Annotated in this window: 15 protein-coding genes; 12 read left to right on the top strand and 3 right to left on the bottom strand. The window is 58.4% G+C overall.

Translation table 11 applies throughout. From position 1 onward, the window contains the following. Positions 1–9: 9 nt before the first annotated feature. Entirely contained in the window at positions 10–1,071 is a 1,062-nt protein-coding gene (gene lpxD / locus DHN10_RS05030) for a UDP-3-O-(3-hydroxymyristoyl)glucosamine N-acyltransferase (RefSeq protein WP_108814153.1), read from the bottom strand. 31 nt (positions 1,072–1,102) lie between these two features. Beyond that, positions 1,103–2,704, bottom strand: coding sequence for a L,D-transpeptidase family protein (locus tag DHN10_RS05025; RefSeq protein WP_108814152.1), 1,602 nt, complete (start codon positions 2,702–2,704; stop codon positions 1,103–1,105). A gap of 346 nt (positions 2,705–3,050) precedes the next feature. Here DHN10_RS05025 and DHN10_RS05020 point away from each other — a divergent pair, with 346 nt between their 5' ends. Beyond that, a complete protein-coding gene (locus tag DHN10_RS05020; protein ID WP_108814513.1) occupies positions 3,051–3,620 on the top strand; it encodes a YcbK family protein in 570 nt (189 codons plus the stop codon). A gap of 53 nt (positions 3,621–3,673) precedes the next feature. Here the strand turns inward: DHN10_RS05020 and DHN10_RS05015 are convergent, their stop codons facing one another. Beyond that, positions 3,674–4,615, bottom strand: coding sequence for a hydrogen peroxide-inducible genes activator (locus DHN10_RS05015; RefSeq protein WP_108814151.1), 942 nt, complete (start codon positions 4,613–4,615; stop codon positions 3,674–3,676). A 209-nt stretch (positions 4,616–4,824) separates the two neighbouring features. Here DHN10_RS05015 and hydA point away from each other — a divergent pair, with 209 nt between their 5' ends. From hydA to DHN10_RS04960, 11 genes are all read left to right on the top strand, one after another. Continuing rightward, positions 4,825–6,240 carry a dihydropyrimidinase gene (hydA, locus tag DHN10_RS05010; protein WP_108814150.1) on the top strand — a complete coding sequence of 472 codons (1,416 nt, stop codon included), beginning with the start codon at positions 4,825–4,827 and terminating at the stop codon, positions 6,238–6,240. A 9-nt stretch (positions 6,241–6,249) separates the two neighbouring features. Beyond that, the gene (locus DHN10_RS05005; RefSeq protein WP_108814149.1) at positions 6,250–6,639 is read left to right on the top strand and encodes a VOC family protein; all 390 of its coding nucleotides are present in this window, start codon (positions 6,250–6,252) and stop codon (positions 6,637–6,639) included. After that, the gene (locus tag DHN10_RS05000) at positions 6,636–7,313 is read left to right on the top strand and encodes an aspartate/glutamate racemase family protein (RefSeq protein WP_108814148.1); all 678 of its coding nucleotides are present in this window, start codon (positions 6,636–6,638) and stop codon (positions 7,311–7,313) included. The genes DHN10_RS05005 and DHN10_RS05000 overlap by 4 nt, the downstream gene beginning before the upstream one ends. After that, complete coding sequence (locus DHN10_RS04995) at positions 7,306–8,223, top strand: dihydrodipicolinate synthase family protein (RefSeq protein WP_108814147.1); 918 nt, start codon at positions 7,306–7,308, stop codon at positions 8,221–8,223. The genes DHN10_RS05000 and DHN10_RS04995 overlap by 8 nt, the downstream gene beginning before the upstream one ends. A gap of 657 nt (positions 8,224–8,880) precedes the next feature. Further along, entirely contained in the window at positions 8,881–9,153 is a 273-nt protein-coding gene (locus DHN10_RS04990) for a hypothetical protein (RefSeq protein ID WP_108814146.1), read from the top strand. A 188-nt stretch (positions 9,154–9,341) separates the two neighbouring features. Then, positions 9,342–9,728 (top strand): Fur family transcriptional regulator, encoded by a 387-nt coding sequence (locus tag DHN10_RS04985; protein WP_108814145.1) that lies wholly within the window; start codon positions 9,342–9,344, stop codon positions 9,726–9,728. A gap of 31 nt (positions 9,729–9,759) precedes the next feature. Next, on the top strand, positions 9,760–10,383 hold the full coding sequence (zrgA, locus tag DHN10_RS04980) for a zinc uptake protein ZrgA (protein ID WP_108814144.1): 624 nt from the start codon (positions 9,760–9,762) through the stop codon (positions 10,381–10,383). 6 nt (positions 10,384–10,389) lie between these two features. Next, positions 10,390–11,085: an ABC transporter ATP-binding protein gene (locus DHN10_RS04975; RefSeq protein WP_108814143.1), complete on the top strand. Its 696-nt coding sequence runs from the start codon at positions 10,390–10,392 to the stop codon at positions 11,083–11,085. Further along, on the top strand, positions 11,082–12,332 hold the full coding sequence (locus DHN10_RS04970; protein WP_108814142.1) for an ABC transporter permease: 1,251 nt from the start codon (positions 11,082–11,084) through the stop codon (positions 12,330–12,332). Before DHN10_RS04975 ends, DHN10_RS04970 begins: the two co-directional genes overlap by 4 nt. Continuing rightward, positions 12,329–12,853 carry a DUF3299 domain-containing protein gene (locus DHN10_RS04965; protein ID WP_108814141.1) on the top strand — a complete coding sequence of 175 codons (525 nt, stop codon included), beginning with the start codon at positions 12,329–12,331 and terminating at the stop codon, positions 12,851–12,853. The genes DHN10_RS04970 and DHN10_RS04965 overlap by 4 nt, the downstream gene beginning before the upstream one ends. Beyond that, the gene (locus tag DHN10_RS04960; protein ID WP_108814140.1) at positions 12,847–13,356 is read left to right on the top strand and encodes a DUF3299 domain-containing protein; all 510 of its coding nucleotides are present in this window, start codon (positions 12,847–12,849) and stop codon (positions 13,354–13,356) included. Before DHN10_RS04965 ends, DHN10_RS04960 begins: the two co-directional genes overlap by 7 nt. The last annotated feature ends 15 nt before the right edge of the window (positions 13,357–13,371 follow it).

Below are 13,371 nucleotides of genomic sequence, written 5' to 3'. Positions count from 1 at the left end.
AACAGGTGTTTAACGCTTTGCCAGATCACGCAAGGTACGGGGCAAACGGCGCAGCGCTTTGTAGCCTTCGATATGGGTCTGCATTTTCGTCGCTGGATAGCCCATCATCACCCGGCCTTTGGGCACGTTTGACAGCACAACACTGCCGCCCCCCAGCACCACATCATCGCCTACAATCAGATTATCGGCCACACCGGCCTTGCCGCCGACGACCACGCGGTCCCCCAGCACGGTGGACCCGGCAACCCCTGCTTGTGCGCAGAGCAGGCAATGTTCACCCACGATCACATTATGCCCCACTTGCACAAGGCTATCGATCTTGGTGCCCGCCCCCACACGGGTCGCCCGGATCGTGCCCGCATCCACACAGGCATTCGCGCCAACCTCAACATCATCCCCAATCTCAACCCCGCCAAGAGAGTGAATGCGGTGCCATGTCGGATCATCCGGTATTGTTATGTCGCCTTCTCCCAACGTTTCGCGCGCCAGCTCCACGTTCGACGGTTCGGCCGTTACAAAGGAAAACCCATCGCCGCCAATCGCAGCATTTGGTTGCAAGATCACGCGCGCGCCAAGCCGCACGCCACGGCGCAGCCGCACGCCCGCATGAAGCTGACAGTCGGCGCCAAGTTGAACGCCTTCGGCAATGCTGACCTGATCTGCGATCCATGTATTGTCGCCGATCACAGCGTTTGGGCCCACGACGGTGAAGGCCCCGATGGTGACGTTCTTGCCAATCAGTGCGGTTGGATCAACCGCCGCATGCGGGCTGATCCCTGCGCCGGGCAGCGGCTGGTCCAGCATCTGCGTCAGTCCCGCCATCGCCAGTCGCGCACGGGGCGCGATGATTGCAGCCTCAAGCCCCAACGCTTGCCAATCGGCACCGGGCCAGATCACGGCGACGCGCGCGCGCCCCTGGGCTAATGCGTCGCCATAGGCGGGCGTCATTGCCAGCGCGAGGTCATCTGGCCCTGCCGCTGCTGGTTCTGACGCACCATCCACCAAAAGATCAACGGCGCCAAAGGCCTCTGCCCCTAGCGCCGCTGCGATATCTTTCACACTCTGTGCCATTATGCCCCCGGATCATATTCCGGGGTCAGATTTAGCCGCGAATGGCGCGAAGAGCCACCCCCTCGCGGGCCAGCGCATTCCAGATGCGTCCGTCACGGCCATAAATGTCGCGGCGGTACTGGGTGCGCCCCTCGGCCTGCGTATAAGCCGTGCGGTAGATCAGATGGACCGGCACTGGATCGGCCAGATCGACCCGCTGTTCACGGCCTGTGCGGAGTTGGCTCTGAAAGAAACCCTGCGGGTCTGACGTTTGCCGCGCCAAAAGCGCATAGGCAAAGTCAAACGGATCAGCAAGGCGCACACAGCCATGGCTATAAGCCCGGACCTCGCGGCCAAATAGGCTTTTTGATGGGGTGTCATGCAGATAGATGTTGTGACGGTTCGGGAACATGAACTTTACCAGACCCAGTGCGTTGCCTTGGCTTGGGGGTTCACGCATGGAATAAGGAAAATTGTTCGCAGTGTAGCCGCTAAAGTCGGCGGTGCTGCGGTCAACAACCCGGCCCCGGCTGTCGGTGATCAGCAGGTTGCGCGCGGCATTGGGGTTGGCTTGCAATTGTGGCAGGTATTCCTTGGTGATGATCGAGCGTGGGACGTACCAGCTTGGGTTGATGACCATAAACTCCATCACATCAGAGAATTCCGGGGTCACGCGATCGCTTGCGCGGGCCCCAACAACAGAGCGGGTCGAGAAGGTTTCAACCCCATTGTCGATGATCTTGGCGGTGAAATCAGTGATATTGACCCAGACGTGACGCTCTCCACGTGGACGGTTGATCCAGCGCTCGCGCTCCATGGCGACAATAACGGATTGCAGGCGACGTTCGGGGGACACATTGATCTGTTCCAGCGTGCCAGGACCAGCGGTGCCGTCTGTGGCCAGACCGTGGGCCAGTTGGAACTGCTGCACGGCCGAAAAAATGGCGTCGTCATAAGTTTGTGTTGTCGTGCGCCCTAGAAAGGCCATAGCGATCAGACGATTGCGCAAAGCAACAACACGTTGACCACTTGCACCACGTTCCAGTTTGCCGCCGGGCACGGTTGCCCCCCAGCCCCCATCAGCCAACAAACGCTCTAATTCGATCTTTTGGCGCATCAGGCGGGTGTATTCAGGCGTTTGCGGCGGCAAGGACCGGATGAAACCCGCCGGATTGGACTGCGCAAAGGCGCGCAACGTCCCAACGCGTGACCGAATGGGAACCTGACGGTGAATTGCTGAATCGATACGCGATGGGATCAACACGCCGGTTTGCACGTCGCGGGCATAGTCAAGAAACTGGCGGGTCAGTTCGACCTCAAGCCGCCCCTGCTCTTGCGGGGTACTTGCCGCTTGCAGGCGGCTGATCAGCGCGTCAGCGTCATATTGATCGGCAGGCAATCCATGATCAGCAGCCGCATTAAACGCACTTAGCAGCGCATTGCGGCGGTTCCGGTCGGCACGTGTCGCCCAGATGCCAGCAAAGTTGCGTTCCCGATAAAACGCCACAAGATCAGCATCATTGGCCGCGGCCTCTGCAACGGCTTGACGAAATTCCATACTTTGCGCGTGTGCGGTGGGCGCAAGGCTCACCATCAAGAATGCAGTCGCGACAAACTTAATAACAACGCGCAAGCGCGCGATATGGTTCAACATTGTCTTTGGTTCCCTTCAGGCAAGCTGGCGCAGAATATGGCAGTTTTTTCCAGCTCACGAGTAAGGTTATCGTTACCCCCATGGGTGTCTATTGACAAATCCGCGAGGAGGCAGAGGATTTTTTGAGTGTTGCATGCCTGCCGCCACGGCAACTGTGACATTGAGTCCTCAACGCCACATCTGCGCAAAATTTCGCCGATTTCCCCCTTGTTAGGTAAAATTACCTATATGGGTCTTGGTCCTCGATTCGAAATGTGGCATAGCTTTTCTCGCATCTGGGGAGATGATGGACACCAAAAATTCGCTGCAAAGCGAAAAGTCGAGCGACGGGGCAGGCGTAAAGCACATGACAAAAAAGACATCCACTGGGATCACCCGGCGCGGTTTACTTGGGGCATTTGCCGCAACCGCAGTTACAGCAGCTCCAACGTATTCCAATGCCGCAGGTTTCTTGCGTGGCGCAGGTGATATCCGCCGCATTGGTATGCATTCGGGCCGTACGGGTGAACGTCTTCAGACTATCTACTGGATCGAGGGCGAATATATCGCCGAGGCTGTGCGCGAAATTAACATGCACATGCGCGACTGGCGCACTGGTGAAGCCGTGCAGATGGATCTGCGCACCATCGACATCATGTCAGCTGCACAAAATCTGATGGATACGGATGAACCCTATCTGCTGTTGTCCGGCTATCGTTCCCCCCAGACCAACAACATGCTTCGCAGCAGCAATCGCGGCGTCGCCCGCAATTCGTTGCACATGCGCGGTCAGGCCGCTGACCTGCGCCTGACAAGCCGGTCCACCACGCAGATGGCAAATGCCGCATTGGCCTGTCGTGCGGGTGGCGTCGGACGCTATGCCGGCTCGAACTTCGTGCATATGGATTGTGGCGCTGTCCGTAGCTGGCGCCGCTGATCAGATCGCAAATGACATTCAGGCGCCTGCGGGCGCCTTTTTTGCGGCCAATCCTAATCGTATAGCGTCACAGGAGACGTGCCCGATTGCAGGTCCACACGCGTGGCTTCCTTGATCACGTTTGATAACCGGTCGTAGGTCGCCGCATTCCCTGCCCTGCGCCAAACCAGCCCAATGGAACGCACAATCGCGTTGTTTCGAAACGGGCGCACAACAACATTGCTGGACCGGCCATCAATCTCGGATCGCGCATAGAGCCGTGGCAGCAGTGCAAGCCCCATGCCCATCCCCACCATCTGCCGGATTGCGTCCAGACTGGTGCCTTCATAGTCGCGGGCCAACATTGCGCCCGATTGGTGGCAGATCGCCGCTATCTGATCATGCAGCGCATAATCTGGGCTAAGCGTCAGCACATTGTGCCCGGCCAGATCGGACTGCGTCACCTCGGCCTTGCCTACCAGTTCATGATCATCCGGCATCGCCAGCATCAACGGCTCGCGAAAGAGCCGCCGGATCGTCAGGTCGGCCCCGCCTTCGGGCAGTTGCGTCAGGATCACGTCCAGCCCACCCGCCAAAAGCTCTCCGCGTAGGTCGCGCGGGGCAACCTCGCGTATGTAAAGCCGCAGATCGGGGTATCGTGCATGCAGGCGTTCTACGACAAATGGCATCAGATAGGGGCCAATCGTCGGTGTGGTGCCAAGGCGGATCGTGCCACTTAGACCGGTTTTCAACGCAGCTGTCAGATCAACGATCCCAGTGACCTCGTCGACAGCGCGCCGTGCACGTGCAAGAACCTCTCGTCCTTCGGGTGTCAGCGTGACGGCCCCCCGCCCCCTCTCAACCAAACGCACACCAAGCAGTTCCTCAAGATTGCTGATCTGCAATGACAAAGACGGCTGCGAAATCTGCATCGCCTCTGCCGCTTTACGAAAGTGGCGCACCTCGGACAGGGCGACGAGGTAGCGCAGTTGGCGAATGGTTGGCAGATCGGCCATCAGAGTACTCTTTCATAGGTCTTTCCTATCGCTTTCCCCTACCCCATTGGCTTTGCCTAAAGCAATAGCGGACCATATCAGTCACAACACCCGCGACGACGGCCCAAGATGCCAAGAGCAAGCCCAAGGACAAAAATTAACCACTGGCCCTTGCGCGACGCGCGGTGCTGCGGGCAACATGATCGCAATGATCCCAACCCGGTGCGCGCATGACCAACCCCTATGACACCATCATCCGTGGAGGCCAGATTGTAACGACGGACGGGGTGATCACGGGCGACTTGGCAATAAACGGGCCTGAGATTGCAGCGATTGGTGCGGGGCTTGGGCCTGCCAAGACCGAAATTGACGCAAACGGAAAATGGGTCATGCCCGGCGGCATCGACCCACATGCACATATTGAGCAGATGTCAGGCATGGGCGTGATGAACGCCGATACGTTTGAAAGCGCCACGCGCTCTGCCGCTTTGGGGGGGACAACGTCTGTTATTTCCTTTGCCGCACAGGAACAAGGTCAGCGTCTGGCCGATGCTGTTGCCGATTATCGCGCCCGTGCGGTGCGCGGAGCGATGATTGACCATGCGTTCCACATGATCGTGCGGGATACCGACGTGCCTGCATTCGCTGATGATTTGGGCGCGCTGATCAAAGCGGGTCATCGCTCGATCAAGGTTTTCACGACATACAACATCAAGCTCGACGACACCCAGATTTTGACGGTCATGGGAATTGCCCGCGCGCATGGAGCATTGGTCTGTGTGCATGCCGAAACGGACGCGATTTTGGCCAAGGCCAAGGCCGCGCTGATTGCGGCGGGCAAAACGGCGCCCCATAACCATGCGGCGTCACACCCGCGCATGGCCGAGATTGAAGCAATTGAGCGCATGTGCCGCTTTGCCGAGTATACCGGGCAGCCGGTGATGGTTTTTCATGTGTCCACCACCGAAGGGGCCGCAGCCGTCAAAGCCGCCCGCGCGCGTGGCGCGCCAATCTGGGCCGAGACCTGCCCACATTACCTGTTCATGACCGAAGACATCCTACGCCAGCCCGGATTGGAGGGCGGCAAATGGATGTGTTCACCCCCGCAACGCCATGCGGCCGATCAAGCAGCGCTTTGGGCTGCGTTGGATGCGGGCGATTTGCAGATGGTGTCCTCGGATCACGCACCTTACAGGTTTGATGAAACTGGCAAACTCTCTGCTGGCCCCGATGCGGGGTTCCATGAGATCGCCAACGGCCTGCCGGGCCTAGAGACGCGTTTGCCGCTGATGTTTGATGCCATGGTCAGTCAGGGCCAAGGCGGGCCAGAAGCCTTTGCAAAGCTGACGGCGACCGCCCCGGCACAGGTTTACGGCCTGCCCCAAAAAGGCGCGCTTGCCCCTGGCATGCATGCTGACGTCACGCTTTGGGATCCGCAGAAAACAGTCATCTACGGGGCAAATGATCTGCATGATAATGTGGGCTATAACCCTTGGGTCGGGCGCAAGATCACCGGCTGGCCAACCGATGTCTGGCTGCGCGGTGCGCAGATCGTGCAGAATGGCCAGTTCCAAGCCACCCCTGGCAGCGGCCAATGGATCGACCGCCCTGCCCTTGCCGTGACCCCAACCGCACCTCAAAGCTAAAGGATCGCCATGCCCCGCCCCGACGCCCCAAACATGTTGGCCATCACGTTTTTCTACTACCGTGATCTGCCACGCGCGATGCGGTTTTACGAAGACGTCATGGGGTTGCCGCTCGCCATTGATCAAGGCTGGTGCAAAATCTACCGCATCTGCCCCGGTGCGCATGTGGGGCTGGTGGACGAGGCCAAGGGCATGAACAAATGGCAGGCCACAAAGCCGGTGCAACTTTGCATCAGAGTGCCTGATGTGGTCGCGTGGTACGCCTATGCGCAAGAACAGGCGGTGGATGGCTTGTCTGACCTATTTATCAATGACGAAATCGGCATCCGCGCCTTTGTCTTCAATGATCCCGAAGGCTATCAGATCGAAATTCAGACCGCGACGCGAGACCACGCATGAGCAGGTCTTTGATCGTGATCAACCCCAATGCCTCGCAAAGGGTGACGGATGGCATTGACGCAGCCCTCGGGCCTTTGCGGGCTTTCGGCACGCCGATCCGCTGTCTGACCTTGACCGAGGGGCCACCCGGCATCGAAAGCCAGAAACAGGCCGATTTGACCATCGGGCCAATGCTGCGACTGGCCGCTGCGCAACAGGACGCCGCCGGTTATGTCATCGCCTGTTTCGGCGATCCCGGACTGCATGCCTTGCGCGACCAAACGCCCCTGCCCGTCGTTGGCATTCAGGAAGCCGCAGTGATGACCGCCCTTACCCTTGGCCAGCGCTTTGGTGTGATTGCCATTCTGCCGGGGTCCGTCCCACGCCATCTGCGCAGCTTTGGCGCGATGGGTGTGCTTGACCGGCTTGCCGGGGACCGCGCGCTGGGTCTGACCGTCGCCGACCTTGCTGATCCCGCCAAAAGCCTTGATGCGATGATCACCACCGGCAAACGCCTGCGCGACGATGATGGGGCGAATGTCCTGATCATGGGCTGTGCCGGCATGGCCCATTACCGCGCCGCATTAGAGGCCGAAACCGGCCTGCCTGTTGTCGAACCCTGTCAGGCTGCCGCTGCAATGGCCCTTGGCCAGATTGCCCTGCATCTATCCCACAAAGGAGCCACCCATGCTTGATGAAACCGCCGCCGGTGTCTTTACCATCGCTGTTACACCTTTTCTGCCCGATGGCGCGGTTGATTGGGACAGCATCGACCGGATGGTCGATTTCTATATCGCGCAAGGGGCAACAGGGCTGACCATTTTGGGGATGATGGGCGAAGCGGGCAAGCTGACGGCGCAGGAATCTGTCGATGTGGTCAAACGCGTCGTCGCCCGCAGCTCTGTTCCCATTGTCGTCGGCGTGTCAGCACCGGGATTTGCCGCGATGAAGACGCTTAGCGATGCGGCGATGGATATTGGCGCGGCGGGCGTCATGGTGGCCCCGCCCGGCAGTCTCAAAACGGATACCCAGATACTCGGCTATTATCACAACACCGCTGAGGTGCTGGGCAATGCGCCGTTTGTGTTACAGGATTTTCCGCTGGTGACAAATGTTGTGGTGCCGACGTCGGTCATCCTGCAGGTGGTCGCGGATTGCCCGACCTGCGTGATGCTCAAACACGAGGACTGGCCGGGACTGGACAAAATTAGCGCGCTGCGGGCGGCCTCTGACGCGGGCGCGCGAAGGATTTCGATCCTTTGCGGCAATGGCGGTTTGTTCTTGCTGGAAGAAATGCTGCGCGGGGCCGATGGGGCCATGACAGGCTTTGCCTACCCTGAAATGATGGCGCAGGTTGTGGCCGCCCAACAGGCGGGTGATCTGGCGCATGCCCGCGACATCTTTGACGCCTATATGCCCATGGTGCGGTACGAGGCGCAGCCGGGTCTGGGGCTGGCGATCCGCAAATACACGCTGGCGCAACGCGGGGTCATCGCCCATGACACGGTGCGCAAACCCGGTGGCGCGCTGAGTGCGGCGACAAGGGAGGAAGTGGATGCGATTGCGCAAAGGCAAGCGGCAAAGTTGAAGGTGCTCGATCTGTAAATATCGCGGAGTGAATGCTGTTGAGCGTCAGTGCTACTGGCAGTGACGCAACCCTTGCGGGCGCCGTGACTTCAGAAACGCCGCTGCCTTTGTTCGTATGGTTGGGATGACACCAATTGAAGAGGCCGAACGGCGCGATTTCCCTTAACTCCATTCATCTTGGTTCACGAAAATGTGGCACGAATCCTTGTTACCCGCACCTAATCGCCTAAACAAAAACCCAATTGTGAAGAATTCATAACAAATTTTCATCGTCTAGATCATGCACGTTGAACGAGTCGCGCGTGTTCCGATCCTCAGTCAGGCCCGCCCAGCCATGCTTTGTTCTCCTGTTGATAGACAAAACATAGGTGATCAAGTGAGGAATCATACACACAGGCGGAGCAGCGGCATTGTCCGCGCGACATCCAAAGCCGGAAACCTCCCGGCGCGAGCCCGCCCTGCTCTGAGTTCCGGCGGCACCCTTTCAGATGGTGTCGCAGCAGACCTTCAACTGCAATGGAACAAGCCGTTCAACTCATAAGCGCACAAGCGCACCTTCAAGGGGCCCGGTAAAAGTGCCCCTTGCAACCAACCAAAAGACCTCGGGGACACATGATCCGCAATTGCGCTCAATGTCCCACAAGGGGTGACACTGATACCAAGGGAAATACAAGAATGACGAAAGTCGAACTCCATGGCTGGCCCGCAGAAGCGTCAACGTCACAAGACCGCCCGTGGAAAGGTCTTAGTCCCTTTCAACAAAAGGAACGGATCGCCATCCTACTGCGTCAATCCCAAGGGGCCACGATCAACGAGTTGATGACATTCACCAAATGCACGGCGGCACAAGCGCGGGGATACATTCGCCAGCTCATCGACGACGGCGGCGACCTTACTGTGGCACCCCGCGCCGAAGACGGGCAGCAGGTGTTCTTCCTCAAAAACTGAAACGCGATTGGGGCATAGTAAATCTGTGGAACGTTGCGGATCACTGTTGCGATGCAGCGACTATTGGCAAAGATGACAAGACCAACCGGTGGCGCCCTTGGCGCCAATGGCTGTTCTGATCCAAGGTACCGCTGATTGCCATTTGTTACTTTATAAAATAACTTACTTCAAACTGTGAGGTGAGTGCCATGAGAAAGCAGGCGGCGGCGCGGCAGCATGATGTTTTGGGCGTGTTGAACGCCTGTGACAGGCCGATGACTGCCTATCAGATTCTTGAGCGGCTTCAGATCGGCGAACCCGACATCGCGCCACCAACCGTCTATCGAACCCTTTCGGCTTTGACCGATCAGGGGCGTGCGCATCGTCTGGAATCGATCAAGGCCTTTGTGCCGTGTCGCTGCAACCATGTCGAAAGCGTGCCCGTCCTTGCCATTTGCAAAGACTGCGGTTCGGTCGAAGAACATGATGGCAGTGATCTGCTCCCTACCCTCACCAAATTGACCGATCAAAGCGCCTTTCGGGCGGACCGGCACATCGTCGAAATCCACGGCCAGTGCGGCACCTGCGCGGCCTGACCACTTCTACATTCAGCAAATTGGAACCCACATGAAACAAACACTGTCTCTTATCGCTCTGGTCGCAGCTATGCCCGCATTTGCCGATGACACACGTCAACTTGATGCCCACGAGCACGGCGTTAGCGCATTGAATATGGCCATTGATGGGACAACCGTCGCGCTTGAGCTTCACGCGCCGGGAGCGGACATTGTCGGGTTTGAATATGCCGCCGAAAGTGACGCTGATCTTGCCGCCATTGACGCAGCAATTACGGCGTTGGGTGCGCCCCTTGATCTGTTTGTGATGCCACAGGCCGCAGCCTGTGTGGTGACGGCTGCACAAGCAGCGCTGGAAGGCGAAGAGATGCATGACGATCATGACGATCATGACGATCATGACGAAGATCATGTAGACGAGGACCACGTTGATCATGATCACGACGACCACGACCACGACCACGACGATGACCATGCTGACGAGGCAGGCCACACCGAATTCCACGCTGAATACATGCTGACCTGCGACAACCCCGATGCCTTGACAGACATCACTTTTGCCTATTTTGATGCCTTCCCAAATGCGAAAGAGGTTGAAGTGCAAATGATCACGGCATCCGGTGCGCAGGCGTTTGAAGTCCCGCGTGATGCGCCCGTTCTGAATCTGGGGCGCTGAACGCAATTGACGACACCGGTTCTTGCCCTTGATGACGTGCGCTACTGCTGGCCGGGGCGTGCTGCATTCGCGCTCAGTGTGCCGGAACTTACGGTCGGCAAGGGTGAAACGGTCCTATTGTTGGGCGAAAGCGGGTCAGGTAAATCGACGCTTTTGTCACTGATCTGTGGAACGGTTTCGCCCGATTGCGGCGCATTGCATATCAACGACACTGACATCACCAAACTGTCAGGCGGCGCCCGTGACAGGTTTCGGGCGGAACAGATCGGGGTGATCTTTCAGCAGTTCAACCTACTGCCCTTCGGCACTGTCACCGATAACATTCTGTTACCCCTACGCTTTGCACCGCAAAGGCGCAAACGTATCGGGGATGTAGTGTCAGAGGCCCACGCACTTTGCGCCGCACTTGGCCTGCCCGAAGGGGTCGGGCGTCATAAAGCCAATGCACTCAGCGTGGGCCAGCAACAGCGTGTCGCCGTCGCGCGTGCCTTGATCGGTCATCCGCCGCTGATTATCGCCGATGAACCCACGTCGGCACTTGATGCAAGCAGTCAGGCGGCCTTTCTGGACCTGCTGTTTGCGCAAGCAGACGCGCATGACACATCACTATTGATGGTGAGCCATGATCCAAGGCTGGGCGACCGCTTTGATCGGGTGATCCGAATGGAAGACATCGCCAAAATCGAAAGAGCAACAGCATGACATTGCGCCTTGCCATTGCATCGCTTCTTGCGCGCGCATTGACGGTTGGGATGACGATCCTTGCCATAGCCCTGTCGGTCGCGCTGTTTCTTGGTGTCGAAAAGGTGCGCACCGGGGCCAAGGCGAGTTTCGCAGATACGATTTCGGGGACCGATTTGATTGTCGGGGCACGGTCGGGTTCGGTGCAACTGCTGCTTTATTCCGTGTTCCGTATCGGCAATGCGACAAACAACGTCACCTGGGAAAGCTATCAGGACATCGCTGCACGGCCACAGGTTGACTGGATTGTGCCTATCTCACTGGGCGACAGCCATCGCCAGTTCCGGGTCATGGGCACCACGCCAGCATTTTTTGAACACTACCAATACCGGCAAGGCCGATCGCTGGCCGTCTCTGACGGGGCCATCATGGATGATCTTTTTGACGCGGTGATCGGCGCGGATGTCGCGGCCACGCTTGGCTATAGCGTTGATGACCCGATTGTGGTGGCCCATGGGCTGGCATCCTTTACAGAACACAAGGATCAGCCGTTCCGCGTGTCCGGTATTCTGGAAAAGACAGGCACGCCTGTGGACCGGACAGTGATCGTCAGCTTAAGGGCGATTGAGGCGATCCATGTCGATTGGCAAAGCGGTGCTCAGATCCCCGGCCAGTCCACACCTGTGGATGAGATCCGGCAGATGGACCTGACCCCCAAAGCGATCACGGCAGCCCTTGTCGGCGTCGAAAGCCCATTGCAGACCTTTGCCCTGCAGCGCGCCATAAACGAATACCCGCAAGAGCCGCTGCTTGCGATCCTTCCCGGTGTCGCCTTGCAAGAGCTTTGGGGGATCGTCGGCATTGCCGAAACCGCACTACTGGCGGTCTCGGCGATGGTGGTTGTCACCGCGCTGATAGGCATGATGGCCACAATCTTTTCCAGCCTCAACGAACGCCGCCGCGAAATGGCGATCTTTCGGGCGATGGGTGCGCGGCCCGGCACAATCCTTGGCATGCTCGTGTTTGAAGCCATGTTGATGGCAGCCGTTGGCGCCTTGATTGGTATTGCCTTGCTCTATGCCGGATTGGTTATTGCGCAACCCATCGTAGATGACGCATTTGGCCTTTGGCTGCCTGTCACAGCACCCAGCTTGCGCGAAGTCTTTGTCGTTTGCGGGGTCATCGGCGCTGGCGCATTTGTGAGCATGGTTCCGGCCTTGCGTGCCTATCGCATGTCTGTGGCGGATGGTATGATGGTCAAGTCATGACCCATTCCCAACCCCCTACCCTGATCAACCGGCGTATGTTGCTTGGCGCTGCGGGTGCTGCGGCAATCGTTCCCCACGCAGCAACCGCCGAAGCCCCGCTGCGTGTCACATGGGATATGCTGATCCCACCCGGCGTGCCCTACTCAGAGATCATCGGCGAAGGCGAGATGGATGAGCTGAACGACATCTGGAACCCCATCTATGACAGCAACGCCACCAAGCTGAACCAAGCGCTTGCCGGGGCCTATATCCGCATGCCCGGCTATATTGTGCCGCTTGATCTTTCGTCGGCGGGCACCTCGGCCTTTATTCTGGTTCCCTATGTCGGGGCCTGCATCCACACGCCACCGCCCCCACCAAATCAGCTGGTCTACACAACCGTTGATCCGCCATGGCAGATCGAAGATCCTTGGAATGCCATTTGGGTGACAGGCACAATGACCACACAGCTTCAGTCAACTGACATTGCCGAAACCGGCTATGCGCTGGCAGCGGACAAGATCGAGCTGTTCACATGGTAGCCCGCACACCCAACCGACGCGCGGTTCTTGCGGGGATGGCAGCTGCGGGGATCGTGCCCGGTGGCGCGCGCGCAGAAGATTATGTTGATCTGAACTGGGACGACCTGCTGCCAGAGAACGAAACGGCGATCCCCAACGTTTTGCAGGGTCTGATTGACCATGAAGATGCCCCGCTTGTCAGCCAGCAGCCTGCGTCCAGCGGGGTGCGCGCGGATTGGAACGGACAAATCGTGCGCCTTCCCGGTTTTGTCGTACCCATCGATTATTCCGGCACCGGTGTCACCGCCTTCATCCTTGTGCCTTACGTCGGCGCCTGCGTCCACGTCCCCCCCCCGCCCGCCAACCAACTGGTTTTCGTGACAACACCGGAGCCTTACGAAAACGAAGGGCTTTTTGAAGCGGTCAACGTGATTGGCATGTTCGGGGTATCATCGCTTTATACAGAACTTGGCGACATCGGCTATGCCTTGTCAGCAGACCGGATTGAGCCGTATCGGGCTTAGGTTCAGGTCCCACTA

It is taken from the genome of Loktanella sp. Alg231-35 (genome assembly GCF_900143545.1).
Classification (GTDB): domain Bacteria; phylum Pseudomonadota; class Alphaproteobacteria; order Rhodobacterales; family Rhodobacteraceae; genus Yoonia.
Note: the sequence above shows the minus strand (reverse complement) of the source record. Positions and strands in the feature narration are given on the sequence as shown.

What these genes read in the sequence shown, in the direction of transcription:
- zrgA (WP_108814144.1), top strand. Translation starts at nt 9,760, where the DNA reads ATGAAACAAACACTGTCTCTTATCGCTCTGGTCGCAGCTATGCCCGCA.
- DHN10_RS05000 (WP_108814148.1), top strand. Translation starts at nt 6,636, where the DNA reads ATGAGCAGGTCTTTGATCGTGATCAACCCCAATGCCTCGCAAAGGGTG.
- hydA (WP_108814150.1), top strand. Translation starts at nt 4,825, where the DNA reads ATGACCAACCCCTATGACACCATCATCCGTGGAGGCCAGATTGTAACG.
- DHN10_RS05020 (WP_108814513.1), top strand. Translation starts at nt 3,051, where the DNA reads ATGACAAAAAAGACATCCACTGGGATCACCCGGCGCGGTTTACTTGGG.
- DHN10_RS04965 (WP_108814141.1), top strand. Translation starts at nt 12,329, where the DNA reads ATGACCCATTCCCAACCCCCTACCCTGATCAACCGGCGTATGTTGCTT.
- lpxD (WP_108814153.1), bottom strand. Translation starts at nt 1,071, where the DNA reads ATGGCACAGAGTGTGAAAGATATCGCAGCGGCGCTAGGGGCAGAGGCC.
- DHN10_RS05015 (WP_108814151.1), bottom strand. Translation starts at nt 4,615, where the DNA reads ATGGCCGATCTGCCAACCATTCGCCAACTGCGCTACCTCGTCGCCCTG.
- DHN10_RS04995 (WP_108814147.1), top strand. Translation starts at nt 7,306, where the DNA reads ATGCTTGATGAAACCGCCGCCGGTGTCTTTACCATCGCTGTTACACCT.
- DHN10_RS04970 (WP_108814142.1), top strand. Translation starts at nt 11,082, where the DNA reads ATGACATTGCGCCTTGCCATTGCATCGCTTCTTGCGCGCGCATTGACG.
- DHN10_RS05025 (WP_108814152.1), bottom strand. Translation starts at nt 2,704, where the DNA reads ATGTTGAACCATATCGCGCGCTTGCGCGTTGTTATTAAGTTTGTCGCG.
- DHN10_RS04960 (WP_108814140.1), top strand. Translation starts at nt 12,847, where the DNA reads ATGGTAGCCCGCACACCCAACCGACGCGCGGTTCTTGCGGGGATGGCA.
- DHN10_RS04990 (WP_108814146.1), top strand. Translation starts at nt 8,881, where the DNA reads ATGACGAAAGTCGAACTCCATGGCTGGCCCGCAGAAGCGTCAACGTCA.
- DHN10_RS04985 (WP_108814145.1), top strand. Translation starts at nt 9,342, where the DNA reads ATGAGAAAGCAGGCGGCGGCGCGGCAGCATGATGTTTTGGGCGTGTTG.
- DHN10_RS05005 (WP_108814149.1), top strand. Translation starts at nt 6,250, where the DNA reads ATGCCCCGCCCCGACGCCCCAAACATGTTGGCCATCACGTTTTTCTAC.